Source organism: Aquiluna borgnonia, assembly GCF_013283855.1.
GTDB lineage: Bacteria > Actinomycetota > Actinomycetes > Actinomycetales > Microbacteriaceae > Aquiluna > Aquiluna borgnonia.
Genome location: NZ_CP054056.1, coordinates 308,405 through 333,532 on the forward strand (window position 1 = coordinate 308,405; position 25,128 = coordinate 333,532).

29 protein-coding genes and 2 tRNA genes are annotated in these 25,128 nt (G+C 54.9%); 14 read left to right on the forward strand and 17 right to left on the reverse strand.

The features are described 5' to 3' along the window. The first annotated feature begins 31 nt into the window (after nucleotides 1-31). Together HRU87_RS01625 and HRU87_RS01630 are read left to right on the forward strand one after the other, a co-directional pair. Nucleotides 32-104: transfer RNA gene (locus HRU87_RS01625), tRNA-Thr, on the forward strand. A gap of 29 nt (nucleotides 105-133) precedes the next feature. After that, nucleotides 134-550, forward strand: a complete 417-nt coding sequence (locus HRU87_RS01630; protein WP_173493228.1) for a DUF1761 domain-containing protein — start codon at nucleotides 134-136, stop codon at nucleotides 548-550. On the opposite strand, the gene HRU87_RS01635 is transcribed toward HRU87_RS01630, so the two are convergent. Further along, nucleotides 547-849: a DUF805 domain-containing protein gene (locus tag HRU87_RS01635; protein WP_173493229.1), complete on the reverse strand. Its 303-nt coding sequence runs from the start codon at nucleotides 847-849 to the stop codon at nucleotides 547-549. The genes HRU87_RS01630 and HRU87_RS01635 overlap by 4 nt on opposite strands. A gap of 40 nt (nucleotides 850-889) precedes the next feature. Here HRU87_RS01635 and HRU87_RS01640 point away from each other — a divergent pair, with 40 nt between their 5' ends. Then, nucleotides 890-2,284, forward strand: coding sequence for an aspartate ammonia-lyase (locus tag HRU87_RS01640; RefSeq protein ID WP_246247313.1), 1,395 nt, complete (start codon nucleotides 890-892; stop codon nucleotides 2,282-2,284). Here HRU87_RS01640 and HRU87_RS01645 read toward each other — a convergent pair. From HRU87_RS01645 to msrB, 4 genes are read right to left on the reverse strand one after another with little or no spacing between them, the layout of a single operon-like run. Further along, entirely contained in the window at nucleotides 2,281-3,369 is a 1,089-nt protein-coding gene (locus tag HRU87_RS01645; protein ID WP_173493231.1) for a fatty acid desaturase family protein, read from the reverse strand. The two genes, HRU87_RS01640 and HRU87_RS01645, sit on opposite strands and share 4 nt — an antisense overlap. Nucleotides 3,370-3,421: 52 nt before the next feature. Continuing rightward, the gene (locus tag HRU87_RS01650; protein ID WP_173493232.1) at nucleotides 3,422-4,147 is read right to left on the reverse strand and encodes a DUF554 domain-containing protein; all 726 of its coding nucleotides are present in this window, start codon (nucleotides 4,145-4,147) and stop codon (nucleotides 3,422-3,424) included. Between the two features lie 4 nt (nucleotides 4,148-4,151). Next, nucleotides 4,152-4,325, reverse strand: coding sequence for a hypothetical protein (locus HRU87_RS01655; protein WP_173493233.1), 174 nt, complete (start codon nucleotides 4,323-4,325; stop codon nucleotides 4,152-4,154). Between the two features lie 9 nt (nucleotides 4,326-4,334). Further along, nucleotides 4,335-4,736 carry a peptide-methionine (R)-S-oxide reductase MsrB gene (gene msrB / locus HRU87_RS01660; RefSeq protein WP_173493234.1) on the reverse strand — a complete coding sequence of 134 codons (402 nt, stop codon included), beginning with the start codon at nucleotides 4,734-4,736 and terminating at the stop codon, nucleotides 4,335-4,337. Between the two features lie 174 nt (nucleotides 4,737-4,910). On the opposite strand from msrB, the gene HRU87_RS01665 reads away from it, so the two are divergent. Together HRU87_RS01665 and groL are read left to right on the forward strand one after the other, a co-directional pair. Further along, the gene (locus HRU87_RS01665) at nucleotides 4,911-5,111 is read left to right on the forward strand and encodes a cold-shock protein (RefSeq protein WP_173493235.1); all 201 of its coding nucleotides are present in this window, start codon (nucleotides 4,911-4,913) and stop codon (nucleotides 5,109-5,111) included. A gap of 144 nt (nucleotides 5,112-5,255) precedes the next feature. Next, the gene (gene groL, locus HRU87_RS01670) at nucleotides 5,256-6,875 is read left to right on the forward strand and encodes a chaperonin GroEL (protein WP_173494221.1); all 1,620 of its coding nucleotides are present in this window, start codon (nucleotides 5,256-5,258) and stop codon (nucleotides 6,873-6,875) included. A gap of 61 nt (nucleotides 6,876-6,936) precedes the next feature. Here the strand turns inward: groL and HRU87_RS01675 are convergent, their stop codons facing one another. From HRU87_RS01675 to HRU87_RS01695, 5 genes are read right to left on the reverse strand one after another with little or no spacing between them, the layout of a single operon-like run. Next, entirely contained in the window at nucleotides 6,937-8,382 is a 1,446-nt protein-coding gene (locus tag HRU87_RS01675) for a sensor histidine kinase (protein ID WP_173493236.1), read from the reverse strand. A gap of 3 nt (nucleotides 8,383-8,385) precedes the next feature. Continuing rightward, the gene (locus HRU87_RS01680; RefSeq protein ID WP_173493237.1) at nucleotides 8,386-9,078 is read right to left on the reverse strand and encodes a response regulator transcription factor; all 693 of its coding nucleotides are present in this window, start codon (nucleotides 9,076-9,078) and stop codon (nucleotides 8,386-8,388) included. A gap of 51 nt (nucleotides 9,079-9,129) precedes the next feature. After that, nucleotides 9,130-10,758 (reverse strand): DNA repair helicase XPB, encoded by a 1,629-nt coding sequence (locus tag HRU87_RS01685; RefSeq protein ID WP_173493238.1) that lies wholly within the window; start codon nucleotides 10,756-10,758, stop codon nucleotides 9,130-9,132. Nucleotides 10,759-10,767: 9 nt separating this feature from the next. Continuing rightward, nucleotides 10,768-12,375, reverse strand: a complete 1,608-nt coding sequence (locus tag HRU87_RS01690) for a helicase-associated domain-containing protein (RefSeq protein WP_173493239.1) — start codon at nucleotides 12,373-12,375, stop codon at nucleotides 10,768-10,770. Beyond that, entirely contained in the window at nucleotides 12,376-12,615 is a 240-nt protein-coding gene (locus HRU87_RS01695) for a hypothetical protein (RefSeq protein WP_173493240.1), read from the reverse strand. 55 nt (nucleotides 12,616-12,670) lie between these two features. Between HRU87_RS01695 and HRU87_RS01700 the strand changes: the two genes are divergently transcribed. Next, nucleotides 12,671-13,051 carry a cold shock domain-containing protein gene (locus HRU87_RS01700; RefSeq protein WP_173493241.1) on the forward strand — a complete coding sequence of 127 codons (381 nt, stop codon included), beginning with the start codon at nucleotides 12,671-12,673 and terminating at the stop codon, nucleotides 13,049-13,051. After that, complete coding sequence (locus HRU87_RS01705) at nucleotides 13,035-13,556, forward strand: DUF3027 domain-containing protein (protein WP_173493242.1); 522 nt, start codon at nucleotides 13,035-13,037, stop codon at nucleotides 13,554-13,556. The genes HRU87_RS01700 and HRU87_RS01705 overlap by 17 nt, the downstream gene beginning before the upstream one ends. 68 nt (nucleotides 13,557-13,624) lie before the next feature. On the opposite strand, the gene serC is transcribed toward HRU87_RS01705, so the two are convergent. Further along, nucleotides 13,625-14,731, reverse strand: coding sequence for a phosphoserine transaminase (gene serC / locus HRU87_RS01710; RefSeq protein ID WP_173493243.1), 1,107 nt, complete (start codon nucleotides 14,729-14,731; stop codon nucleotides 13,625-13,627). Nucleotides 14,732-14,785: 54 nt separating this feature from the next. Between serC and HRU87_RS01715 the strand changes: the two genes are divergently transcribed. From HRU87_RS01715 to HRU87_RS01725, 3 genes are all read left to right on the forward strand, one after another. Beyond that, nucleotides 14,786-15,457 (forward strand): metal-dependent transcriptional regulator, encoded by a 672-nt coding sequence (locus tag HRU87_RS01715; RefSeq protein ID WP_173493244.1) that lies wholly within the window; start codon nucleotides 14,786-14,788, stop codon nucleotides 15,455-15,457. Nucleotides 15,458-15,514: 57 nt separating this feature from the next. Then, complete coding sequence (locus tag HRU87_RS01720; RefSeq protein ID WP_213086400.1) at nucleotides 15,515-16,249, forward strand: C40 family peptidase; 735 nt, start codon at nucleotides 15,515-15,517, stop codon at nucleotides 16,247-16,249. A 284-nt stretch (nucleotides 16,250-16,533) separates the two neighbouring features. Beyond that, on the forward strand, nucleotides 16,534-17,040 hold the full coding sequence (locus HRU87_RS01725; protein ID WP_173493246.1) for an HNH endonuclease: 507 nt from the start codon (nucleotides 16,534-16,536) through the stop codon (nucleotides 17,038-17,040). Here HRU87_RS01725 and HRU87_RS01730 read toward each other — a convergent pair. The 3 genes from HRU87_RS01730 to HRU87_RS01740 form a co-directional block, all read right to left on the reverse strand. Beyond that, nucleotides 17,037-17,393: a hypothetical protein gene (locus tag HRU87_RS01730; RefSeq protein WP_173493247.1), complete on the reverse strand. Its 357-nt coding sequence runs from the start codon at nucleotides 17,391-17,393 to the stop codon at nucleotides 17,037-17,039. The two genes, HRU87_RS01725 and HRU87_RS01730, sit on opposite strands and share 4 nt — an antisense overlap. Further along, nucleotides 17,380-17,769 (reverse strand): TetR/AcrR family transcriptional regulator, encoded by a 390-nt coding sequence (locus HRU87_RS01735; protein WP_173493248.1) that lies wholly within the window; start codon nucleotides 17,767-17,769, stop codon nucleotides 17,380-17,382. Before HRU87_RS01735 ends, HRU87_RS01730 begins: the two co-directional genes overlap by 14 nt. 41 nt (nucleotides 17,770-17,810) lie before the next feature. After that, a tRNA-Arg gene (locus HRU87_RS01740) sits at nucleotides 17,811-17,886 on the reverse strand. A gap of 125 nt (nucleotides 17,887-18,011) precedes the next feature. Between HRU87_RS01740 and HRU87_RS01745 the strand changes: the two genes are divergently transcribed. Continuing rightward, nucleotides 18,012-21,602, forward strand: coding sequence for a DEAD/DEAH box helicase family protein (locus tag HRU87_RS01745; RefSeq protein ID WP_173492934.1), 3,591 nt, complete (start codon nucleotides 18,012-18,014; stop codon nucleotides 21,600-21,602). Here the strand turns inward: HRU87_RS01745 and HRU87_RS01750 are convergent. After that, the gene (locus tag HRU87_RS01750) at nucleotides 21,599-21,796 is read right to left on the reverse strand and encodes an FmdB family zinc ribbon protein (protein WP_173493249.1); all 198 of its coding nucleotides are present in this window, start codon (nucleotides 21,794-21,796) and stop codon (nucleotides 21,599-21,601) included. The two genes, HRU87_RS01745 and HRU87_RS01750, sit on opposite strands and share 4 nt — an antisense overlap. 20 nt (nucleotides 21,797-21,816) lie before the next feature. After that, entirely contained in the window at nucleotides 21,817-22,359 is a 543-nt protein-coding gene (locus HRU87_RS01755) for a 5-formyltetrahydrofolate cyclo-ligase (RefSeq protein WP_173493250.1), read from the reverse strand. An 18-nt stretch (nucleotides 22,360-22,377) separates the two neighbouring features. Here HRU87_RS01755 and HRU87_RS01760 point away from each other — a divergent pair, with 18 nt between their 5' ends. From HRU87_RS01760 to HRU87_RS01770, 3 genes are read left to right on the forward strand one after another with little or no spacing between them, the layout of a single operon-like run. After that, entirely contained in the window at nucleotides 22,378-22,950 is a 573-nt protein-coding gene (locus tag HRU87_RS01760) for a GNAT family N-acetyltransferase (protein WP_173493251.1), read from the forward strand. Between the two features lie 51 nt (nucleotides 22,951-23,001). Beyond that, nucleotides 23,002-23,595 carry a hypothetical protein gene (locus HRU87_RS01765; RefSeq protein WP_173493252.1) on the forward strand — a complete coding sequence of 198 codons (594 nt, stop codon included), beginning with the start codon at nucleotides 23,002-23,004 and terminating at the stop codon, nucleotides 23,593-23,595. A 56-nt stretch (nucleotides 23,596-23,651) separates the two neighbouring features. Next, nucleotides 23,652-24,191 carry a hypothetical protein gene (locus HRU87_RS01770; protein WP_173493253.1) on the forward strand — a complete coding sequence of 180 codons (540 nt, stop codon included), beginning with the start codon at nucleotides 23,652-23,654 and terminating at the stop codon, nucleotides 24,189-24,191. On the opposite strand, the gene HRU87_RS01775 is transcribed toward HRU87_RS01770, so the two are convergent. Then, a complete protein-coding gene (locus HRU87_RS01775; protein ID WP_173493254.1) occupies nucleotides 24,192-25,076 on the reverse strand; it encodes a TIGR01777 family oxidoreductase in 885 nt (294 codons plus the stop codon). Nucleotides 25,077-25,128 lie beyond the last annotated feature (52 nt).

Sequence of the window (25,128 nt, forward strand, 5' to 3'; positions counted from 1 at the left end):
GTTGATTCGGTAGGCTTTACGCGAAACAAATGCCGACCTGGCGCAATTGGTAGCGCACCGCACTTGTAATGCGGGGGTTACGGGTTCGAGTCCCGTGGTCGGCTCTGGGGGATACCTAACTCAAAGGAAATCCATGGAAATCAATTGGCTGTCGGTGGTCATTGCAGCGATTGCTGGCGGAATGATCGGAGCCATTTGGTTTGGCCCCAAAACCTTCTTCCCGATCTGGTGGAAGCTGATGGGCAAGACCCCCGGGGACAACCCGGGCACTGAGTCCATGGGAATGGTTTTTGGTTTGACCTTTGCTGGTGCCTTTGTGCAGGCATTGGTTATGGCCGTAGCCGTATCGCTTGCCGAGACTGCGACCGGTGGTCTTGATTGGTATGAGGGCCTCGCATTTGGTGCACTACTGGGCGTTGGTTTCTCAGCGGCAACCTCAATCGGTCACAAGCTCTTTGGCGGTTTTGGCCTGAAGGTTTGGATTCTCGAGGTTGGTCAAGACATCGTGTCACTAGCAGCGATGGGTGCCATCATCGCGAGTTTTATCTAGTCTTTGCTTGGCTCTGCCAACTGAACAATCAGGATGATCCAGCCCACGATCGGTAGCAGCAGCCACCACAGGCTGTGAGGGGAACGCCGCACATCCCGCAGCCTTCTGATGGTTGAGGTTAGCCAGGGGAGCAGCGTGACAATGCTGAAAACTCTCGCAACATCGTCAGAAATAACGCTAAGTGCGGCCTGGGCGATGAACAGTGCCAGGATGAAGTACCAGTAGTCCGCGCGAGTAGTTCTGCCGGCAAAACTTGCATAGTTTCTGAAGGCTAGTTTTGTTGCTTCCCATAGTTCCATGCCGCCACTCTAGCGCTCAAAAATGAGCCATACTTGGAGGGTGTCAGCAACGAGGCTAGAACGCGATTTGCTTGGTGAGCGAGAAATTCCAAGCTCCGCCTACTGGGGTATTCACACCCTCAGGGCGATAGAAAACTTCAACATCTCCGGGGTGCCTATTGGGCACTACCGCTCCCTAATCCGAGGGCTTGGGTTTATCAAAGAGGCCTCCGCCAAGGCCAACCTCCAACTCGGTGTTATCACCCAGGATCTTGCGACCCCAATCGCTGCGGCCTCAATAGAGGTTCGAGACGGACTCTGGGATGCCGAATTCACGGTGGATGCCATTCAGGGTGGTGCCGGAACCTCAACCAACATGAATGCCAACGAGGTGATTGCCAACCGAGCCCTGGAGATAGCGGGCTTTCAAAAGGGTGAGTACGACCAAATCCACCCGCTGAACCACGTCAATGCATCGCAGTCGACCAATGACGTCTACCCAACCGCCATCAAGGTTTCGCTAATCATTGAAATTCTCGCTCTGCTGGAGGCCGTTACTCAGCTCAGAACCGCGCTGGCAAAAAAGTCCAGCGAATTTTCCGATGTTGTGAAAATGGGTAGGACCCAGCTGCAGGATGCGGTCCCAATGACCCTGGGGCAGGAGTTTGCCGCCTTTGACCTGACCCTGGGTGAAGACCAGTCCAGGCTGAGGGAAATCATTCCACTACTTAGCGAACTCAACCTGGGCGGCACGGCCATTGGAACTCGGCTGAATACCCCCGACGGTTATGCCGAACTCGTTGTCAAGATACTGAGTGAGTTGTGTGAGCACCCGTTCAGCCTCGCCGAAAACCTCATTGAGGCGACCAGCGACACTGGAGTCTTTGTCTCAACCTCAAGTGTGCTCAAGCGCCTAGCGATCAAGCTCTCCAAAATCTCCAATGACCTCAGGCTGCTATCTTCTGGCCCAAGGGCAGGATTTGGGGAAATTAATCTTCCGGCTCGTCAGGCTGGCTCTTCGATCATGCCCGGCAAAGTAAATCCGGTAATACCTGAGGCCGTCAACCAAGTGGCATTCCAGGTAATCGGAAACGATCTCACCGTGACCATGGCATCAGAGGCGGGACAGCTGCAGCTAAATGCCTTTGAACCCATCATCGCTCGATCCCTGATGATGAACCTGGTCTATCTGAGGCGGGCTTGCCGGATGCTGGCGGATTTCTGTATTGACGGCATTACCGCCAACCGCGAGTTCCTGAGATCAGAGGTGGAGAACTCCATCGGCCTGGTGACCGCGCTGGCTCCAACCCTGGGCTATGAGGCAGCCGCATCGATTGCTAAATACGCTCAATCCCACAACTGCAGCGTTCGGGAAGCCGGGCTTGCGCTGGGACTTTTGACCAACGAGAGCTTTGACGAGCTCTTGGGTGATATCCGAGGGCTAACCGGTAGTTAGTTTCTCGGACGAAGCTCTGAAACCATTGGGCAGGCAAAGGGGTTGCTGTTTCCAGAGAGCCCAACCTGGTTTAGGTGCTTCATGATGACTCGGTAGCTGGAAATCAGGTTCATTTCAACCAGCGTAATGTCATGCTCCTTACAATACTGAGCAACAATCTCGTGGGCCCGGCGCAGGTAGGGGCGTGCCATGGAGGGGAACAGGTGGTGCTCGACCTGGTAGTTCAGACCTCCCATGAGGTTATCTTTGAGCCAGCTGCCTCGAATATTTCTGGAGGTCAGCACCTGGCGCTCAAAAAAGTCAATCTTGGAGTCTTTGGCAATCAGTGGCATGCCCTTGTGGTTGGGCGCAAAGGCCGCACCCATGAAAAACCCAAAAGTCAGCATCATCACAAACCAGAGGGCAATGGCCCAGAGCCAGCCAAAAATGAGTCCCATGGCGATGTAGGGCAATACCTGGCGAACCACCATTAGGGAGAACTCTAAAATTCGAGTCTTCAAGGGGCGCTCAGTCCTACCCAGGGCGAGCATGGAATCCAGCAGTAGGTCAAAGCCGGTGAAGAACAAAAGCAGGGGAAATAGGTAGCCCTGGCGGTCAGAGAACCAGCGCTCAACGCCCTTTTTGGCAAGCTTTGATTCGGTCGTGAAGCTCAACACGCGAATAGCGATATCTGGATCTTCGCCAATCTGGTTTGGACGCTGGTGGTGCTTGTTGTGTTTGCGCAACCAAAATCCATAGCTCAAACCTGCGAATAGGTTCGCTAGCACCAGCCCCAGGGCGTCGTTGGCACGGTTGCTTCTAAACACCTGGCGATGAGCTGCCTCGTGAGCTATGAATCCATACTGAGCGCTGGTGATTCCAAGCAGGGCTGCAAGTCCAAACGCAAGCAAAATCCACCACTGGCTCTGGTCCAGGGCAAATCCGGTAAGGATCGCGAGGCTCCAAAACCCCGCAGCGACAATTGAAAGCACCACAAGGCGAATGATGTAGAAGGAAGGGCGCTTTGCCAGAAGACCTTCGGCCTTAACCAGGGTCAATACATCGTGAAAACGGGTGGTTGCCCTGGAGCTCAAGGTGGCGGTCATTTCCAAAGTCTAAGCAACGAATTTGGTATTTACGGTCAGAGAGGAAAAGTATTTAGCTCAAGCTGGAAATAACGATCGTGAGAAGGGGTGCAGCAATCAGCGAGGGAAGCAAATCGGCAACCGAGACCATCCTCAGCTGAAGCACTCTCAAACCTGTTCCCAGCAGCAAAATACCGCCGGTTGCCGTTATCGATGCAACTGCAGCGCTGGATAAAACCTCACCCACGTTCATGGCCAACACAGTGAGGAGTCCCTGCCATAAGCCAACTGGTATTGCGGAGAAAGCAACTCCAGGGCCCATGGTCGCTGCAAAAGCCACCGAAGTAAAACCGTCGAGGGTCGATTTCAAACCCAGAATGTCGATGCCGTTTCCCAGGCCATCCTGCAGCGCACCTAGAACCGCCATCGGACCGATAGTGAAGAGCAGCGAGGCGTTGACGAATCCCTGAATAAAGGCGTCTCGATCTCCCTTGGACTTGGTTTTGCTCTGCAGCCAAGATCCGAATCCCTCAAGACGCTGCTCGATTTTTAGCAGCGATCCAGTGATGCCGCCGATGAGCAGAGAGGCTAGAACGACCAAAATCGTCGGGAAGATTCCGGTGGCAGCCTTGAAATCTTCGTTTGAGAGATCTGCCAAGTTCATCGCGCCGATTACCAAGACGACAAGGCCCATGGCATCGGTGAGGGTTCTGGACATTTTCTCTGGAAGCCGGTTACCAAGCAGCATTCCGACGAAACTGCCGATCAGAATGGCAAGGACGTTGATTATGGTTCCCACCGAGCTAGGCCCCCAGCGAGGTTAGAAGTTCGAACACCAGAAAAGCTGGCCACACCAGAGACTTCAGCACACCCAAGGCGCCAGTCCAAAAGTCTGTGGCGGTTGAGATGTAGTAAATCGCTGCGCCGATGAAGCCCAAACCGTAAAGGGATCCGGACTCCGGAGTGATTTTAGCCATGCGAAAACACTACTGGGCTGGCTTGAAGGTGATGCTCACAGAGTTAATGCAGTAGCGGTTTCCGGTTGGAGTTTGGGGTGCGTCTTCAAATACGTGACCAAGGTGACCACCGCACTTTGAGCAGCGCACCTCGGTTCTGAGCATGCCGTGTGATCGATCTTCGATGTACTCAATTGCTTCATTGCCCTGCGGTTCATAAAAAGAAGGCCAGCCGCAGTGCGAATCAAACTTGGTATCCGACTCAAATAAAAAGGCGTCGCAGCCGCGGCAGTGGTAGCTGCCGGAGCGTTTTTCGTCCAGCAGTTCTCCGGTGTAAGCCCGCTCTGTGCCTGCCATCCTAAGCACGTGGTACTCAAACTCTGAGAGCTCCTGGCGCCACTGCTCATCGGTTTTATAGACTTCGTACATCAATTCCTCCAGGAAAAATAAGCTTTATAACCCTTTAGTAACACATTTACCAGTTATTGCAATTCCCTTGTTTAATCCCCGGTCTTGCGTAAGGTTTATCTAGTCGGATGGAACTTTGCGTTGAAACCCGATGCATTCGCGGACCTCGCGGATGTTTACAAAGCATCAGGAGCAACAATGGCACAAGGAACCGTAAAGTGGTTCAACTCTGAAAAGGGTTTTGGTTTCATCACACAGGACGGCGGTCCAGACGTATTCGTACACTTCTCCGCAATCCAGACTGATGGTTACCGCGAATTGAAGGAAAACCAGCGAGTCGAGTTCGACGTCAAGACTGGAGACAAGGGCCCTCAGGCCGAGAACGTCTCCGTCCTCTAATAGAACAGACCTAAGTCAGGCCGATGTGCATTGCACATCGGCCTTTCGCTTGCACTCTGGGGTGGAGAGTGCTAAAAATGTATTAGCACTCAACAACCTCGAGTGCTAATCCAAACTCTTTAGATGCAAACGGGAGAAACCCAAATGGCAAAAATTATTCACTTTGATGAAGAGGCACGTCGCGGACTAGAGCGCGGTCTCAACATTTTGGCTGACACCGTAAAGGTGACCCTAGGTCCACGCGGACGCAACGTCGTGCTGGAGAAGAAGTGGGGCGCCCCAACCATCACCAACGATGGTGTGTCGATCGCCAAGGAAATTGAGCTGAGCGACCCATTCGAGAAGATTGGTGCAGAGCTCGTCAAGGAAGTTGCAAAGAAGACTGACGATGTTGCCGGTGACGGCACCACCACTGCGACCGTATTGGCTCAGGCCCTGGTCAAGGAGGGCCTACGGAACGTAGCCGCTGGAGCAGACCCAATTTCGCTGAAGCGCGGAATCGACAAGGCTTCTGCTGCGGTTACCGAGGCTCTTTTGAAGATGGCAGTCCCAGTTGAGACCAAGGAACAGATCGCTGCTACTGCCTCAATCTCTGCCGGAGACTCAGTCATCGGTGAGATCATCGCCGAGGCCATCGACAAGGTCGGCAAGGAAGGTGTTGTAACCGTTGAGGAGTCCAACACCTTTGGAATTCAGCTTGAGCTGACCGAGGGTATGCGCTTTGACAAGGGTTACGTCTCCGCTTACATGGTCACCGACCCAGAGCGCCAGGAGGCAATCCTCGAGGACGCCTACATTCTGATCGCCAACAGCAAGATTGCAAACATGAAGGACCTGCTGCCGATCGTTGACAAGGTTATGCAGGCCGGGAAGCCGCTGCTGATCATTGCCGAGGACATCGAGGGTGAAGCCCTTGCAACCTTGGTTGTAAACAAGATCCGCGGAATCTTCAAGTCGGTTGCCGTAAAGGCCCCAGGCTTTGGTGACCGCCGCAAGGCCATGCTGCAGGACATCGCAATCCTCACCGGTGGTCAGGTAATTGCCGAGGAAGTTGGCCTAAAGCTAGAGAACACCGACCTCGCAATGCTGGGACGCGCTCGTAAGGTGGTAATCACCAAGGACGAGACCACCATCGTTGAGGGTGCGGGAGACGCCGACCAGATCAAGGGCCGCGTTGAGCAGATTCGCCGCGAGATCGGAAACACCGACAGCGACTACGACCGCGAGAAGCTGCAGGAGCGCCTGGCAAAGCTGGCCGGTGGCGTTGCAGTTATCAAGGCTGGTGCCGCAACTGAGGTTGAGCTCAAGGAGCGCAAGCACCGCATTGAGGACGCAGTCCGCAATGCCAAGGCTGCGGTCGAGGAGGGCATTGTCGCCGGTGGTGGTGTTGCACTGCTGCAGGCTGGCAAGGTTGCGTTCAACGACCTGAACCTAGTTGGCGACGAGGCTACCGGTGCGAAGATTGTGGCTGTTGCCATCTCTGCTCCGCTGAAGCAGATTGCTATCAACGCAGGTCTAGAGCCAGGTGTGGTTGCCGAAAAGGTTTCCAACCTGCCAGACGGTCACGGTCTAAACGCTGCAACCGGTGAGTACGTGAACATGCTGCAGGCCGGCATCAACGACCCAGTGAAGGTAACCCGCTCTGCCCTGCAGAACGCGGCCTCCATCGCAGGTCTGTTCCTAACCACCGAGGCGGTTGTCGCCGAGCGCCCAGAGCCAGCTGCTGCTCCAGCCGCTGACGCAGGCGCAGGAATGGACTTCTAAAGATTCAAAACAAAGAGCCGGGGTGGAAATCCACCCCGGCTCTTTGTTTTAACCTTTTCAGCTACCTGGCCATTGGCAGTTCAACGCTGAAAGTTGCTCCGCCCCCAGGAGTGGCTTCCACCCAGATCCTGCCCTTGTGGGCGTTTACGATGCTGCGGGCAATAGCCAAGCCAAGCCCAGAGCCTCCAGTTTCGCGATTGCGCGAGTTATCGGCTCGGTAGAAGCGATCAAATACTTTTTCCTGCAGGGCTTCAGGAATGCCCTCACCGTGGTCAACCACGTTCACCTGCACTTTGTCTTCGGCCTTGAGAAGTTCAATAGAGACCTCCGAGCCCTCGGGGGCGAACCTCGAAGCGTTAGCCACCAGGTTGGTCAGCACTTGCTTGATGCGATTGCCATCCATCTCAAATGGCTCAATAGGAGCTTGGCACATCACTTTGAATTCCACCGCGGGGTTAGCAACCCGGGCATCCTTGGCCACCTGCTCTGCAAGGTCAGCAAGGTCATGCTTTTCAAGGTTGAGCTGCTGGAGTTCATCCATCCGCGTCAGGGTCAACAAGCTCTCCACTAGACCAGACATTCGAATCGCTTCGGATTCAATTCGATCCATGGCCTCAGCAATGTCTTTTGGCTTTTTGATCGCACCCATCCGGTAAAGCTCTGCGTAGCCACGTACCGTCACAAGCGGGGTGCGCAGCTCATGGCTGGCATCTGAGACAAAGCGACGCATTTGCTCCAGGGTTTTGTCTTTGCCGCGCACGGCTCCCTCAACCGAATCCAACATGCTGTTCAATGCTCGGTTCAGCCTGCCAATTTCAGTCTTGCCGTGGCGAGCCACCAGACGCGAGGAAAAGTCTCCGGATTTGATGGACTTGGCGGTTCGCTCAACCTCGCGAAGCGGTCTCAGGGCCGAGGTGATGGTTAGCCAAATACTCAATCCGGAGAGAACCAAAAGGAAAACTCCGAAGCGGCCGCCAATGCTGCCGTACTCGGTGATGATTTGACGGTTTGTGCTGGTTGGTAGAGCTACCACCACTGAGCCATTTGCCCTGGTAAGCGGCAGTGCCACCAGACGCCACTCGCCTCTTGGTCCGGGTTCTTGCGTGACATCAACATCAAACGGCACACCCTCGGTTTCGAGCACTACATCTAGGGTGAAATTTTGGAAATTAGGCAGCGTGCGATCGTTGCCGGCGGAGGAGACCAGACCGATGAACTGCTCGCCATCGGCATTCAAGATTGCAATGTAGTAGTCGGACGGAAGCGCAGGCAGGGTCAAATCTCCATTGGCCACGCGGCGTTGAACCTGAAGTGGGTTCTCTCCCGCCAGGGTCGACGCGGTTGCAATCAGCAGCGTGTCAGTATTGCGCTGCAGGTAGGTGCTTAGAAGAGCTACCGTTCCGGCACTTGAGACGCTTAGTAGCAAACCAATCAGGCCCACTGACAATGTAGTGAGCTTGGCGCGGAGCGATATGCGCTCCCAAACCTGGAGAAACTTGCCTGGCAATTACTAGCCCTTGGGACCTTTGAGCATGTAGCCAACTCCGCGCTTGGTGACAATCAGCGGCTCTGTGCTCAGCGGGTCCAGCTTCTTGCGAAGGTAGGAAACGTAGGACTCCACAATTCCCATCTCGCCGTTGAAGTCGTACTCCCAGACGTGGTCCAAAATCTGAGCCTTGGTCAGCACCCGGTTTGGATTGGTTGCCAGGTAGCGCAGCAACTGGTACTCGGTGGGTGAAAGATCTACTATCTGACCGGCAACGGTGACCTCGTGGGCATCTTCGTTCATTTCTAGCTCACCGACCCGAATCACTGATCCGGCCTCACCGTCCTTGCCGGTGCGGCGCATGATGGCGTTGATGCGAGCCATGATTTCATCCAGGCTGAAGGGTTTGGTGACGTAATCATCGCCGCCAACGGTCAATCCGGTGACCTTGTCCTCGGTGTCATCCCTGGCGGTTAGAAAAAGAATAGGAGTCTCGATGCCCATAGAGCGGATCTTTTTGGTCACCCCAAAGCCCGAGATGTCTGGCAGCATCACATCGAGAAGCACGATATCGGGCTGAGTCTCAATGATCTTGTTGATGGCATCTGTGCCATTGGGGGAGGAGAGCACCTGGTGCCCTGCAAACCTAAGGCTTGCCGAAAGCAGATCGCGAATGTTTGGTTCGTCGTCAACAACTAGAACTTTTAGGCTTTCCATGACCTAATTTTGCGCTCTTTATCTGGAAGATTCCTGAGAATCGCCTGAAGTCTAAATCTCGTCGGAGTCCAAGATCTCGTAGGAGTAGCCTTGCTCGGCCAAAAAGCGCTGGCGGTTCTGAGCGAAATCTTGCTCGGCGGTGTCTCGTGACACCAGCGTGTAGAAAGCTGCGGAGCGGCCGTCGGCTTTGGGGCGCAGAAGGCGACCCAGGCGCTGCGCCTCCTCCTGGCGAGAACCGAAGGCCCCGGAGATTTGAATGGCAACTGAGGCCTCGGGCAGGTCAACCGAGAAGTTGGCAACCTTTGAAACCACCAGGGCGGTTAGCTCACCCCTTCTAAACTGCGCAAACAATCGCTCTCGCTCGGCAACATCCGTCTCGCCGGTGAGCTTAGGGATGTTCAGTGCGGCGGAAACCTCTTCGATTTGATCTAGGTACTGACCAATAATCAGAGTTGGCTCGCCAGCGTGTTTTTTGAGCAGCGCCTTGATGATTGGCATTTTGGCTGCGGCGGTGGCAGCGATTCGGAAACGCTGGTCCTGATCGGAAATCGCGTACTGCATTCTGGTTTCTTCCGGAAGCTCAACCCTGATTTCGTAGCAGGCGGCTGGCGCGATGTAACCCTGGGCTTCAATTTCCTTCCAGGGGGCGTCAAAGCGCTTGGGTCCGATCAGCGAGAACACATCGGACTCCCTGCCATCCTCGCGAACCAAGGTCGCGGTTAGTCCCAAACGCCTGCGAGCCTGAAGGTCGGCGGTCATTTTGAAAATGGGCGCTGGAAGCAGGTGGACTTCGTCGTAGACGATCAGGCCCCAGTCTCTGGCGTTTAGCAGAGCGAGGTGGGCAAACTCACCTTTTCGCTTTGTGGTGAGAATTTGGTAGGTGGCGATTGTCACGGGAGCTAGCTCCTTGGTGGAGCCGGAGTATTCTCCAATGTCCTCGGCCTTCAGAGAGGTTCGGGAAATCAGTTCATCGCGCCACTGCCTTGCCGAAACGGTGTTGGTCACCAAGATCAGGGTGTTGGTTTTGATTTGCGCCATGGTGGCTGCGCCAACCAAGGTCTTGCCGGCACCGCAGGGCAGCACTACGACGCCAGAACCGCCAGCTTCGAACTTCTCCACTGCCTCCCGCTGATAGCCGCGCAGCGACCAGCCTGACTGGTCAAGGGAGATTTCAAATGGGGTGCCCGGTGTGAACCCGGCGTTGTCCTCGGCAGGCCAGCCTAGTTTTAGTAGCTCCTGCTTGAGTTGCCCGCGCGCCCAATCCTTAACCCGGTATCCCTTTTCAACCGGTGCCTCCAAAAGCTCAGAAATCTTTTTGTGGCTGGAAACCTCCGCTATCACGGCGGCGTCTTCGGAGCGCAGCACTAGGCCGCCCTCGTCTCGGTCGATGGTGAGTCGACCGTAGCGCGCGATAGTGCTGTGAATTTCCCGCTCCACACCCTCTGGCACCGGGTACTTGCTGTAGCGCTTGAGCGAATCAACTATGAAATTGGCGTCGTGCCCAGCAGCTCTGGCGTTCCAGAGACCGAGCCTGGTGATCCGATACGTGTGAATGTGCTCCGGAGCACGCTCTAGTTCGGCAAATATGGCCAGCTCGTGCCTTGCCTGCTGTGCCAATTCATGGTCAGTTTCCAGCAGCACAGTGCGATCAGATTGAACGATCAGTGGCCCCAAAGACATCGTTCTAGCCTAACTCAGCCAAACCGCCTTGATTCTTGACAGCGGCAGAGTTCGCTCGGCCTCTTTCTCAACATCCCGCCCGCGGAATCTGCCACCGGCTATCCCAAGTGGTGTCATTTGAAATTCGAGCTCGCCCTCGGGCATGTCAACTCGAAGGCCAACCTTTAGTTTGTTCTTCAGGGCAAACTGCAATTGGCGAAGCTGGTCTTCAGCGTCCGGCTCTCTCGCCTCCTGCGTCATGAGTGATTTGGCTAGCGCCAGGTTGAGGTCAGGATTAGAAGCAATTTCAATCTGCTGGCGAACCCGAGGTGAAATAATTTGCCCTTCTCCATCAACCATCACAACCGGGTATCCGGCATCGCGGAGATTGAAGTAAATCAACTCAGGTGCGAGGCGAGAGACCAGTCCATCGGCAGATCTCTTTAGCATGAGTGAATTCAAGGTGGCTTCATTTGAAATTTGAGTGAGCACGATTGGGTCCTTGGCCTCCAGGAGCGCACCGGTCTCGAACTCGCTGACCCTCAACTCGCCAAACTTTCGCTGCACCTCCCCGATCAGGTAGTGCATCGGCTGCGGCAGCTTGCTGGAGCTCAAATGCTCGAGCAAATCGCTTATTGCCCCTGCGCTCAGGCCGGTCTCCATGGCGTGCAGCACCGAGTTCATAGAGAGCCTGAATCGGCAGGCTAGTCCCAGGTCTTCAGATTGCGCCACTAGATCCAGCTGACGGTGAACCTGGGTGTTCACCGGTCCAGGCGCCACAATACTCAAATCCCCCTGGAGAATTACCCTGGTGGCAGGGGCCGGGTACTGCAGCTTCACCTGAACTGCAGCATTGGCCAGGTCGGCGCTCGCTGCCGCCATGAGGGGCGTCATTTCAAGGTTGGACGTTAAACCAAGCAGGTGTGAGAAGCGAAGAAAATTTAGTTTTCCAATATCAAGTAGCGGATAGGTCTGCGACAGCAAAGCACCTAGGTGACCTTGGGAATTTTCCAACTTCGGCAGATCCCAGATTGCGGTTGCTAACACCAACCAGCGCTCGGCTGGATCCTGCTCAAGCCAGGTCATCCCGGCTTCGCTGGCGACATATCGATCTCCGAAGCTCGTGACAAGGCCGGCTAGCTGGGCGAGCTGGAAAATCAGCTGAAGTCTTGGAACCTCAAGTTTGAGGGTTTGGGCAATTCCTTTGGTGTCGGCCGCTCTGAGGCCCTGGCGCATGACCTCCAGGTAGTGACGTTCGCAGGCAAACAGTAATTCGGTCAGTGCCAGCTGAGTCTCATAGTTGGTTAGCTCAGCGCAGCTCAAATCGAGCTTGAGAGCCTTTTGGGTAATTGGCTGCAGTTCTTGGGCCAGGGCAGTCGCAGCCTCATAGGAGTGCTCCTCGGTCCCCAAAAATCTCTCACTGAGGTAATGGTTTGAGGCCCCACTTCGAAGCAGGTTCAGGCTCTCTGAGTCGAGGGTTCGAATCCTGGTTTCTAGTTGACTTTTAGAGAGTAAAGCCCTAGCCAAGTCGAATAGGTCACCTAGGCTCTGGGCTGAGGAAACCCCTTGGAGCACCTGGGCCAGAGAGGCCTCATCAAGTTTCCTGAGGCGGGCGGCTAGATCAATGAGATCAGACAATTAGCTCCGATTTTCTTTGCCCTTGCGCACAATCGAACTAATTAGCATTCCAATAATCAGCAGAAACCCAATTGGAAAACCAACCAGGGGAAGTTGGGCGAGGAAGGCAGGCATATTTGAGACACCCAGCACCGAGAGGATCAGGGTGAGGGCCATTGAGACAACTGAGGCAGCTGTGACACCAATGGCCATGTAAGCGAGCGTCACCTCAATTTGGGAGCGGTTCTGATTTTCAGCCATCCGATAACTCTAACCTTTCGGATACACTTGTGCCCGCACAACGAAAGTGGGAAGTATGCCAACCGGCAAAGTTAAATTCTTCGATGACGACAAGGGCTTCGGGTTCATTCAGGGCGATGACGGCACCGAGGTCTTTTTGCACATTTCTGCACTTCCTGCGGGAACCTCAACCATCAAGCCCGGCAGCCGTGTCGAATACGGCATCGTCGATGGCCGCAAGGGCGCTCAAGCGCTATCGGTTCGAGTCATTGAGGTGCCTACCCTGGTCTCGGTAAACCGCAAGCCAGCCGAAGACCTGGCCATTATTACCGAAGATTTGATTCGCCTGCTCGACCAAATTGGCGGCAACCTAAAGCGCGGAAAGTATCCCGAGAGCGCTCACTCCAAGAAGGTAGCGCAGCTGTTGCGCAGGGTTGCCGATGAGCTTGAAGGTTAGCCCTCAGGAGCTTGCCCTCGCTGCTCTTTTAGAAACTACGGACTCTGCCCTGGTTGGTGAGCTGGTCTCAGAGCAGGAGACTGAAAAGAACGTCATCGAGGTCAGGTTTGAGGCAAAGCTCCCCGCCTACCCACACTGGCACTGGTGTGTGACTCTGACTCAAATCGACAAGCGCAAACCTCTACAGGTGGCTGAGATAAATCTTCTGGCCTCCGAGAATGCGCTGCTCGCGCCCAAGTGGGTGCCTTGGGCAGAGCGGCTCGCAGAGTTTCGCAAGCAGCTTCGTGCCGAAGGAAAAGCGAGTTCTGATGCCGAGGCCGATGCCCTTATAGAGGGAATGCGATCAGCTTTTTCTGACCATGATCCAGCCGATTCCACCGAGGAGAACACCGGTCACGGCAGTGTGAAGCCACCACTGAAGACCCGAGTCCGCCAGCGTCGGGTAAAGCGGAATCAAGACGAGCAAAACGATTCCCCAGAGCAAAGTTCCGACCAGGACAGCTAGCTTCGCATTGACCTTCATGGGCTGAGGCTCAGGTTTGCGCTCGGAGAATCTAACAAACAGTTTGGCCATCAGCGCTGCTCCAGAATGTAGTCGATTGATGCGATGAGTCTTTCCACCTCGGCCGGCTCGGTGGCTACGAAGGTCGCCACCCGAATTTGGTTTCTGCCGAGCTTTCGATAAGGCTCAACATCTACCACCCCGTTTGCGCGCAGAGTTGATGTGATGTAGCTGGCATCCACGCTTTCGTCAAAGTCAATGGTGACAACAACCTGCGAGCGGTGATCCGGGTTTGCCACAAAAGCGTAGGCGGATTCGGTCCGCTCTGCCCACTGGTAAAGCAAGTTTGAACTCTGCTTAGTTCTTGCATCCGCCCACTTCAGGCCGCCATTTTTATTGATCCATTGAATCTGGTCGTTGAGCAGGAACAGGGTTGCGATGGCTGGGGTGTTGAGAGTTTGGTTCAGCCTGGAGTTATCCAGTGCGGTTTTGACACTTAGGAACTCTGGGATGTAGCGGTCAGAGGCAGCAATCGACTCGACTCGTTCGATTGCTGCTGGCGAAAGCAGCGCTAACCATAGACCGCCATCGGATGCAAAGTTCTTCTGCGGAGCGAAGTAGTAAACGTCAGTCTCGGAGAGCTCAAAATCAATGCCGCCGGCGGCGCTGGTGGCATCGGTGAACATTAGTCCCGAGCTCGCTGCGCGCTTGACCGCGGTGACTACACCAGTGGATGTCTCGTTGTGCGGGTAGACATAGGAGTCAATGTCAGCTGATGGTTCAAATTCGCCTCTGGAGCCGGCAGGCGCATTTACAACTACTGGTTTTTCCAGCCACGGGTTGGTGAGTGCAGATGCAAATTTTGATCCAAATTCACCGTGCACCAAAGCCTGGGCCTTTTTCTCCACCATGCTAAACGCTGCAGCATCCCAGAATGCCGTGGAGCCACCGTTTCCCAGCACCACCTCGTAGCCTTGCGGAGCCCTGAACAAATCCAAGAGGCCCTGTCGAATCTCGCCCACTAGGTTTTTCACTGGTGCTTGGCGGTGGCTGGTACCCAGCAGAGAGGCGCCCTGACCTAGGAAATTTGACAGCTGCTCCACCCTGGTCCTCGAGGGACCGCAGCCGAATCGACCATCTTTGGGTAGCAGTTCACCAGGGATCTTTATCTCAGCCATGGCACAAGTTTAGCTTTGGCATGCGGTTATTCTTGCTGTGTCCAGAGGGGGCTCATGACCGATTTGATCGACACCACCGAGATGTACCTCAAAGCCATCTTTGAGCTGGAGGAGGAGGGCATCACTCCGATGCGTGCCCGCATCGCTGAGCGCCTGGATCACTCCGGCCCCACGGTCTCCCAAACTGTTGCCCGGATGGAGCGAGACGGCCTTCTAAGGGTTGGGCTGGACCGCCAACTCGAATTCACCGATGAGGGAAGACTCACAGCCACCGAGGTCATGCGGAAGCACCGCCTTGCCGAAAGGTTACTGCTAGAGGTAATTGGCCTGGAGTGGGAACTGGTTCACGAGGAAGCCTGCCGCTGGGAGCACGTCATGAGCGAGGCGGTAGAGCGAAAGTTGCTGACACTGCTCTCTGACCCAACAGTTTCTCCCTACGGAATGCCAGTTCCAGGATTAGAGCTATTAGGAACTCAACCACCCGAGCAAATTCCGTGCCACCCGGTTTCCTCGCTGTCCGCCGGCAATTACACCTTGGCTCGCATCGGGGAGCCGATTCAAGTTGATCAGGAGTTCTTGTTGCAGCTTCGAGATTTGGGTCTGGTGCCCGGGGTCCGCATCGAAGTGTCCCTGCAAGCTGGAAGCTGGTTGGTTACCGCCCAGGGTAAAGCTGAGGGAATGCTGTTAGATGAGGTAATAGCGTCTCATTTGTTCGCGTGTGAGTAACCCGGGGTTATACTTCTACGACGTCAACATCCAATGAACATCTCGGAGGACCTCAGTTTGACCCTATTAACGCCGCTGCATCACGCTACTCGCAAAGAGATGCGCCAGAAGCAGCTTGTCGCCAAGAAAGTGGAGCACCACAGGCTCAGGACTTCCCTGACCATGGTTGCCGCCACTGGTTTGCTGGCGACCAGTGCGTTGCCCTCCTATGGATTTGATCCCGAGACCACTGCCATGTCTGGGCTTGCCAGAGACAACACCATGGTTGAAATTTCAGCTCCGTCGCAAGGACTTTCGGTGGCCGCGGTTCGCGCCGTGGAATTCTCCCGCGGGGATTACCAGCCTGCAGAGGCATCAGAGTTTGAAGTCAGATCATCCTCCCGCCGCTACGACGGACCAACGGCTGCCGATTACGTGCTGGACCCTAGGTTTACCAACGTCACCAGTGGAAACATCATGAAGGCATCTGCCGAGCTGGTGGGCACTCCCTACGTCTACGGTGGCGAGACCCCGGCGGGATTTGACTGCTCTGGATACGTCATGTTTGTTTACTCGCAGTTTGGAATGGATCTTCCACACAGCGTTTACCAGCAGGCAAAGCTTGGCGAGAAAATTTCTCTGGATGAAGCAATCCCCGGAGACATCGTGGTCTTCAACGACTACAGCCACAATGGCATTTACGCGGGGAACGGCAACTTCTACCACGCTCCTCAGCCGGGTGACCGAGTCAAGTTGGCACCCATTTTCACTGACCGCTACCACATCATTCGGCTAGCGGATATCGACAACTGATTCGATACCAAAACTTCACTTTTTCGTTCTGCGTTTCTTCCGCAATTTTCACCGCTCAGTCGTACTCTGTTGACCAAGAGTTGGCTTTGGATACTCAAGGGGAGGTGCACTATGCCGGTAAACATGCAAGCCAAGCACGGTAACTGGGTCCATTTGCACCAGCACCCCTGCATATCCGCATCGGATACTTTGCGCGTCGCGTTTTGCGGCGCGTTTTTTGTTTCCGGGGGTCAAGTCGAAAGCCCGCGGGCCGCGCGGGGAATTTCGATTAGAGGAGTAACACCTTGCGCACACTAGTCCTAAACGCCGGTTATGAACCGCTGGCCGTGGTTTCTTTCAAGCGAGCACTGATACTTGTGCTCAACCAAAAGGCCACCGTGCTCGCCGGAGCCCAGGCGAAGACCGTTCACTCGGCAACCAAGGAGTTTGAGTTACCGGCTGTGATCTTGCTGCAGCGCTACGTGCGCATTCCAGGCGCCCGCAAAATTCCAGTCTCCCGCAGGGGAGTGCTTCGTCGCGATAATTTCCGCTGCGGTTACTGCCTAAAAAGCGCCAACACCATCGACCACATTCTTCCCAAGTCCAGAGGCGGCAAAGACACCTGGGAAAATCTGGTGGCGTGCTGTCTGAGGTGTAACAATGCCAAGAGCGACAAGACGCCGGCCGAAATGGGCTGGGAGCTCAAGTTCACCCCCCAAATGCCCTCAGGTGTGATCTGGACCGTTCGGGGTGCCGAGAAAGAAGAGCCGCAGTGGCAGGAGTTTCTCGGTATGCAGCGTCAAGCCGCCTAGTTGGCCGCTGCCCTGGAGTTGATCTGCTGAGCCAGGCTTTTGGGGTCTGAACTACCTAAAATCAGTCTCTCAAAGCGATGGGTTTTCAACTCGACAATCACGGGAATGTGCCCCTTTAGCCACCAGACAAACTGCCGGCGGGAGCGCTTATAAAAGGTTCCGGTTGCGATCGATCCCGGCCAGCCGGTGCCAGGTGCCCTGATTCCAAGCTCTCCCGGGACCGCGCCAAAGTCTTCAGTTGCACCGCGAACGCTCTCCCAAGGGATACTCAAGTCTCCGGTCAGTGCAGCTAGTTTCTCGAGTGGCTTGAATCTAATCACCAGGTGGGTGTTTGTGAATTCATAGCTTGGCATGGGTTTCCTCCAGGTTTTTCAGTAGCTGCATTCCGAATGTTTTTGCTGCGTCCAAGGTGCTGTCATTGAAAGTCTTTTCAATTGCTTCAACGCAAAGATTTCTAATGTCTCGATCTTCGCCGGCTAGATCTCTGATGGCGACAATCATCAGGTTGAGTGAAAGATCTCTTTGCTCCCAACCTTCGTTTAGCGCGCTGGCTAGCACAATCTTGAATAGCCCGAGCTTTGAGCCAAAGGCCTGATAAAGGCTTCCGCGCTGCAAGTTGGTGGACAGCAGCAAATCATCAATGCTGGTTCCGTGGAAGCCGAGTTTTGCAAAGGTTTGGCCTGCAAGGGCAATCACATCACCCTCGTTGAATTTCCTCGGTCTGGCCATGGAAAAGATTCTAGGGGTTATTGACTGATTAGTCAATAATGTGGTGGCCTCGATAGGAATCGAACCTACGACACACGGTTTAGGAAACCGTTGCTCTATCCACTGAGCTACGAAGCCAAGATGTGAGTAATAGGTTACCGCCTAGAGAGCGCGGCTGCTGTCCGCCATTGGCAAACATACTGATTCCTTCCCCGCCCGAGAGCCGTCAGCTGATTCAGGGCGGTGGCTCTTAGGATTTGCGCGTGGAGGCACTCGATATTTCCGCTCTCAGGGAGCAGCTGGCTGGCATTGGTGGCAGCAACCCGCTAACCAACTTCGAACTCTCCAGCTTTGGGCAGGTTGATCTAGCTCGATCGCACCCGGGCGGACTGGCACAGCTTGTTACCTCCCGCAGCACAACGCTTTCCAACCTGGTGCGGGACGGTGTTGCTCAGGCTAGGGCCCACAGCGCCGTGCGCCGCATTAGAAACAACGCTCAGCGAATCGAAGCGGGTTTTGCAATCGCCTCCTGTTTTATTGCAGCGGGCATGGTGGAAAATCGCACCGCTAATCAAAAGCTGCCAATTTTGCTGTGGCCCACCCACATCATTCCCAAGGGTGACGATTATGAGATTCGGATAGATGCGCAGCCCAGGCTGAATCCAGCTCTGTTGCAGCTGTTAGTTTCCGCTCGAAGCGATTTTAGGCCTCAGGACCTAATGGCGGTTTCGGTGGGCCAAGGGGACCTGGTTCCGATCTCTGCGCTCTCGCTGGTGAGCGAGGTGCTGCACGGAACTGATGTTGAGATAGAAAAACTTTTGGTTCTGGGCAACTTTGTGCCTGACCTGTTGAGCACATTCCAAAGTGCTCCATTGGATCCCCCAGCACTTCCAGGTCCAAATCAGCAGCTGGCCTCGGTTGAACTATCGACGATTGTGCCGGTGGAAAATGCCGATCACTCTCAACTTGAGGTAATACAAAAAGCGCTATCCGGAGCAAGTTTCTTAGTTGAAACTTTGCCCGGAACCGGTTACCTGCAGACCGTCGTGAATCTCCTGTCAAATCTCTCCCTCCAGGGAAAGCGTGCCCTGTTAGTTGCGCCTAGAGCGCAGACTCTGGATGAAGTTGCCGAGCGACTTTCGCAGTCTGGCCTTGGTGGACTTGCTATCAGAGAGGCCGACACCTGGTCTGACCTGGTTGCAGCGATTTCAAGAAACGAAAAGGCAATCGAGTCCAGCACCGCTCAGGCAAGAAGCGAAAAAGCAAAGGCCGAGCGGGCCATTGAAGATTACTTTGGTGTGATCGGCAACGAAGACGCGGAGCTGGGTATCACCCTGGTCGATTGCCTGCGCGAACTCGCTGCGCTGGAAGTGCTGCCCAACGCCCCCAAGAATTCGGCGCGAATTCGTCAGGACCTGCTGCCCGGTCTGGTCGACCGCGTCGGTGAGTTGGTGGAGCGAGCCCACGAGGCAAAGGTATTCGCCTATGGCCCGACTGATACCCCGTGGTATCGCGCACGATTCAACAGCTCGGAGGAGAATTCGAGAGTTCTGGAGCAGGTCCGGTCAATTGCCGGAGAGCCGTTTCGAACCCTGAGCTATCAAATCAATCGCTATTTAGCGGACCAGAAACTCGTTGCCTGCAGCACCGTCGAGGACTGGGCGACGCAACTGCGACTTCTAATTGGAATTCGGGAAACCCTTGACCGATTCCTGCCGAGCATCTACGACCGCTCACTAGCTCAGCTCATCACGGCCACCGCCCCGCGAGCTGAGCGCAAAGAGTTATCGGGCGCGCAGCGCAGGAGGTTTAGGAAGCTCGCAAAGGAGTATGTCCGCCCAGGTAGCTCAGTCCCAAACTTGCATGCCGCTCTTGAGCTTGCCGAACAGCAGCGCCTGCTTTGGTTGGAGCTAAATCAAACTCAGGCACCACCTCAGGTTCCACTTGGCCTCAACGATGTCCAGGAGAAATACGAGCGACTCCACTCGCTCCTCGAACTACTTCAGCGCCACCTGGACCCCGATCCGGATAAGCCACTTTTGACCAAGGTTCCTTTTGATCAGCTCGGGGCAATGCTGGAAGAGTTGGCAACTAAGACGGAGATCCTTGACCACCTGCTAGAGAGAGGTCCGATCCAATCTGAGCTAGCTCAAGCAGGACTTTCGGATTTTGCTCATGAGATGTGCAAAATCAAACCTGAGCTTCCCGCCCTGCACTCCGAACTTTTATTGTGCTGGTGGCAATCGGCTCTTGAGGCCCTGGTCAACCGCAACCCGCGAATTTTAGAGTTCTCGGCATCAAACATCGCCGAGCTCGAGCAGGACTTTGATGCTGCTGCCTCGCAACTGCTGGCCGCTGGTCTGGCTTCAACCAAATGGTCATTGGCAACCGCCTGGAAATCCGGCATTGTGAAGTTTCCGGCTCAGGCTGACCGACTGAGAAACATGCTCAGGCAGCGTGATGTGAGCCTTAGGTCAGCAGCTAACGAGGCTGCTGGGCTCTGGGAGCTAATCGCTCCCAACCTCTTGATTAGCCCCTATCGAATCTCAGAGGTTGCTAACCGCGAGAAATTTGACGTATTGATGGTGCTCGATGCCGCCTCCACCGGGGTGGCTGAGCTAGCCCCGAGCCTTTACCGCGCTCAGCAGGTGATTGCTTTTGGAGACTCTGCAGTTGCAGCACCTGAGAGCTTTGAGACGGTAGCTCGGGCGAGTGTTACCGGCGTCGAGAGCGCGAGGGAATCATTTTTTGATCTCATGGAGCGCAACTATCCAAAACTCTCACTGCGCAGAAATTACCGAACCGAAGGTCAGGTACTGGGCCGCTATCTAAACGAAAACTTCTACCGGGGGCAGCTAATTCTTGATCCTGCGGCTGGACAACTTTTTGGCTCCCACAACTTCGAACAGATTGAAATTATTGACGGTGCCTTTGCCAGCAGCACAATTGAGGGCGCCACAGAGTCTTTGGATGCTGAAGTTGCAAAGGTCACCGAACTGGTCCTCAATCACGCTCGCTGGACCCCGCAGCAATCGCTGTGCGTGGTCACGGCCTCCCACGCGCATGCTGATCGGGTTGCCCAGGCTGTTGAGCGTGAGGTGGCATCACAGCCCCAGCTGGCTGAATTTTTTGACGCACATGGCCGCGAAAAATTCGATGTTCGTCCCATGAGTCAGCACACCCACCGCCTAGCGGACCGAGTCATCTTTTCCGTGGGCTTTGGAAGAACTCCAGAAGGGCGCATATCCGGGACATTAGGGGATTTCAACTCTGCTAACGCTTCACGGTGGATGGTAAACACAATAGTTTCCGCGAGAAAGCGCCTCACCCTGGTCTCGTGCTACAACTTTGAGGACTTCGCCGCCGGCAAGCTTCCGGAAAACCAGAAGTGGCTCAAAGACCTCATAGCTCCAAGCTTCCTAAGTGATCTAAAGACCGGTGAACCAGATCCACTCCTGAGTGACTTGGCGCTTCGCCTTACCAAACTCGGATTCAATGTCGCATTGAATTTCGGTGGCCGCATCGGATTGGCAGTTTCCCTGGGCGATAAGGCTGCGGTAATCGATCCAGACTGGGCCCTACTGGGCGAGAACTGGGATGAGAGGCTGAGACTTCGCCCTGGCTTGTTGAGGGCGATGGGGTGGCAGTACATCCGGGTTCACGCACTCGAAATCTTTGCCCAACCTCAAGAAGTGGCAAACCGAATCGCCAAGTCCATGGGTGTGGACCTGGAGCGAAAGGCGCAACCGTTATTTGAGGACAAGGCGTTTGAAGACACCTCTAGAGCATGGGGCGACCCGGATGATTCAAATGATGATCGACTCAGGGACGAAAGACCCCCGCACTGGGGCTAGTCGCTTGAAGTGCTTGGAGCGGCAGAGTCGGTTTTGTAAAAACCTGAGCCTTTGAAAGTGACTCCGAGATTGCCAAACTGCTTGCGCAGCGAACCCTGGCAAATGGGGCAAATTTCCAATGCGGCATCGCTGAACGACTGCTGAGCATCAAAGCTGTGCTGGCAGTCCTTGCAGACGTAAGAGTAGGTTGGCAATTTTTCCTCCGGGATAAATTTTAACCGAAGGCGCTTGCCTTGAAGTGGTGGATTGCTGTTGGCGTAATCGCCCCGGTGACTTTTCGGTCGTGGGGCTCCGAGGGGAGCTGATCGTAAATTTCAGAATCGAAAACCACTGCGTAGAGAGGAATGCCCGCAATTGCCCGCAGCGCGCGATCGTAGAAGCCCTTCCCCTTACCGAGCCTGACGCCGGCTTTGTCGACCGCGAGTGCCGGTAGCAGGATCAGATCAGCCTCGCCCAGTAGCGCAGCCTCAGAGGTGGGCTCCAGGAGCCCAAAACTACCGGGTGTCAGCGGCCCCTGCGCAAATTCCAAATCTTCGCCAGAAACCCTCGGAAGTAAAAGTCGTTTGCCCAAGCTCTCTACCCAGGAGTTGAAATCTGAGGTGTCGGGCTCTTTTGGGTCCGATACGTAGCTGGCTATCGTTTGGGCATTGAGTTCCAGGGCTAGCCGCACCAGGTTGGAGGTGAGTCCCTGAGAGGACTGGGGGCGCTGCGCTTGAATTTGGCGGCGAAGCCCCTGCTTGCCCGAAGAAGTTTCCATAGCGGTAATCTTGCCAGCGTGAAACCTAATCGGGTACCAACCTACGGCGATGTATCAATCAAAGCGGTTGGAAGGCTCGATGCCCCGAGGTTGCAATACCTGCTGGAAACCGATCGGGCCTGGCTTGAACCGTGGGAGGCCACCCTTCCGGGATTGCGCCAAGGTGTCGATGCCCGTTGGTTAGTTAGTGCTCTGAAAACCCAAATGCGTCAGGGCAGTGGAATTGGTTTCACCATCCGCTACAAAAACGTCGTGGTCGGGCAGCTAAATGTTGCAAACATAATTCACGGCTCGGTTTCCTCGGCGACAATCGGCTACTGGATCGCTAGCAACTTTGCCGGCAAGGGAATCACGACAGTGGCGGTTGCGCTCGCGATTGACTACTTGTTTGATGATGCTGGATTACACAGAGTTGAAATTGACATTCGACCTGAGAACAAGGCGAGTCTTCGGGTGGTTGAAAAATTAGGAATTCGCAACGAAGGCCTTAAGGAGCGCTTCATTTACATCGATGGAGCTTGGCGTGATCATCTGATTTTTGGAATCACTTCGGAGGAGCGAAGCGGCTCCATGTTGGACCGACTGAGGTAACACGCCCTGCCAATCACGGGTTTTATTCACGCGTGGCATATCTTGTGAATTATGGAAAATCCAATCGGGCTTGGCGGCATAACACTGCTGGTAGCTGCCGTGGTCTGGTTGGCAATTTTTGTTCCAGGGTTCTCAAAGCGAAGTGAAATTCGCGCCACCAACAACCTGGTCCGCAAGGACGCGAAACAACACAGAGTTTCTGCTCAAATGACAGCGGATGAGCAGCTGACCAGACTTATTAATACACAGCGCGGCTTCTCCGTCCTCTTTGCACTGTTTTTTCTCGGCGCTTTAGCCGCGGGCATCGCCTCGGTTACCGATGGCGGCTGGCTCATGGCAGCCGGAGCTGCGATAGTCATGAGCGCTCTCGCACTCTTCGTCTCTCGTGCTGCTGGTCGCCGAGCGACCGAGCTTGCAAGGTCAAAACACGCAGCTAGGAACCAGGCTCGCGCTCAGGCTTTTGTTAGACGTCCGGCTCCAGTTTCTAGGGAGTGGGAGCCAAATCCCATTCCGGCTCCGCTGAACCAGTTGCGCCAGGGTGAACTAAACGACAACCTCGCGGAAGTGGTTGAAATCAAGCGTGATCAAAAAGTTTGGGCTGCTAAAGATTTGGACGCAATACTCGCTAGACGTCGCGCTATTTAGTTTCTGCCGTAGGCTAATGGGGTCGAAACCACCCCACAAAAAACGGAGCAAAAACCATGGGCCTGTTGGACTCAATCAAAAACTTATTCAAGACCACCACAACCGCTGCAGCCAAAGAGGCTGCTGAATTAGCCGAGGATGCATCAAAGGCTGCAAAGACTGTCGCCGCCGAGGCATCGAAAGCCGCGAAGGTAGTTGCAGAAGACGCCACCAAGGCAGCTTCTAAGGCCGCTACCGATGCGCTAGCCGGTGTTGAGAAGGCTGCAAAGTCTGTCGCCAAGACCGCCTCAACCGCCAAGAAGGCAACCGCCTCAGCAGCGAAGAAGCCCGCTGCCAAGAAGCCAGCCGCGAAGGCCGCCCCTAAGACTGCCGCTAAGCCAGCGGCAAAGCCTGCAGCAAAGACCGCAGCTAAGCCAGCCGCAAAGCCAGCGGCAAAGCCGGCAGCAAAGACCGCAGCTAAGCCAGCCGCAAAGCCAGCGGCAAAGACCGCAGCTAAGCCTGCTGCAAAGGCCGCTCCGAAGGCTGCTGCAAAGCCAGCTGCAAAGGCCGCTCCGAAGAGTGCAGCAAAGCCTGCTGCGAAGAAGCCTGCTAAGTAATTAGCTGATTACGTATCCCACCGATTGAACCAGGGTCGGGTGTTTGAATTCAAACCCCGATTCCTGCAATCGGTGGGATGTCATTTTCTGCGAGCAGAGTAGAAGTTCATCTGCTGCGATTCCAATTAGAAGTCGCATGGCGAAGGCGGGCACTTTCAAAAACGTCGGCCTGTGAAGTTGGCGACCAAGCTCGCGAATTATCTGCTCGCATGTGGCAGGCTCAGGTGCGGTCAGGTTGTAGGGACCAGAGGCAGATTCAGTTTCGATCAGGTGCTTGATCGCTCGTACCTCATCTTCCAGCGAGATCCAAGCCCACCACTGCTTGCCTGAACCTAAGGCCCCACCAATTCCCAGCTTGATAAGCGGAAGCAGCTTGCCCAGCGCTCCGAGCTTTTTGCTCATAACCATCGTGGTTCGGACCAAGACCACTCGGCAGCTGGCCTTCTCGGCTTCCTGCTCCCAACGATGAGCCAGGTCGGCAAGAAAACCATCGCCCTTGGGAGATGTTTCGTCCAGCCACTTGTCGCCCTGATCGCCATAGACGCCTGAGGCCGACCCTGAAATGAGGACTTTTGGAGGGTTCTTTGCTCCATTGATTGCATCAACCAAAAGCTTGGTTGAGTTGATTCTGGAGTCGATTAGCTCCGTCATGTAGCGCCGAGTCCAGGGGATTTTTCCGGTTGTTGCTCCGGCTAGGTTCACAACCGCGTCAATCCCCTCAATCGCAGCGGGATCAAACTTTGAGGCCATCGGGTCCCAAAAGATCTGATCCGGACCGTTCACGGGGTGTCGAACCAGGTGAATTGCGGTGTGGCCTTCGCTTCTGAGCTGCCTTGAGAGTTCAGAACCGATAAGTCCGTTCGCTCCAGAAATAAGAACCTTCATGACCAACCTTTGAACTTGTAATCATTACCTACAATTGTCTGAACATGATTAT